Origin of the sequence: Variovorax soli NBRC 106424 (assembly GCF_001591385.1) — a bacterium.
GTDB classification, from domain to species: Bacteria; Pseudomonadota; Gammaproteobacteria; order Burkholderiales; family Burkholderiaceae_C; genus Variovorax; species Variovorax soli.
The window spans coordinates 1-675 of record NZ_BCUU01000235.1; the positions used below are offsets into that span (position 1 = coordinate 1).

The 675-nt window shown below is 73.8% G+C and carries 1 protein-coding gene; it reads left to right on the forward strand.

From position 1 onward, the window contains the following. Positions 1 to 675 (forward strand): FimV/HubP family polar landmark protein (locus VSO01S_RS26555; protein WP_281179875.1); only part of this gene is annotated, 675 nt, incomplete at both ends.

The window sequence follows — 675 nt, forward strand, 5'->3', positions numbered from 1 at the left end:
CCCGCGCCTGCCCCGGTGGCGCCGGTCGAGGCCGCGGCTGCGGCCGCCCCCCGCCAGCGCCCCGCTGCCGCGCCGGCGACGCCGGCCGAGTCCCAGGTGCGCACCGGAAGCGGCGAAGAACAGCAAGTCACGGTCAAGGCCGGTGACACCGCCGGCAAGATCGCCGCCGCCCACAAGCCGGCCGAGGTCTCGCTCGACCAGATGCTGGTCGCCATGCTGCGCGCCAACCCGAGCGCCTTCATTGGCGGCAACGTGAACCGCATCAAGGCGGGCGCCGTGCTCAACGTGCCCAGCGCGGCACAGGCCGAGGCGGTCCCCCCCGACGAGGCGAAGCGAACCGTCACGGCACAGAGCCAGGATTTCGGCCAGTACCGCCGTCGCCTCGCGGAAAACGCCCCGTCCTCGCGCGTGGACAGCGCCGACCGCAAGGCCGCGGGCAAGCTGCAGGCCAATGTGGAAGACCGCAACGCGGCGACCGCCTCGCCTGACAAGCTGACCATCACGCAAGGCGGGGCCGGCAAGCAGGCCGCGGCGGACGACAAGCTGGTCAAGAACCGGCAGGCGGCCGACGACAGCGCCCGCGTGGCCGAGCTGTCGAAGAACCTGAATGACCTGAGCAAGCTGCAGGCAGCCAGCGGCGCCTCGGGCGCGGGCGCCGCCAGTGGCGCCCCCGCC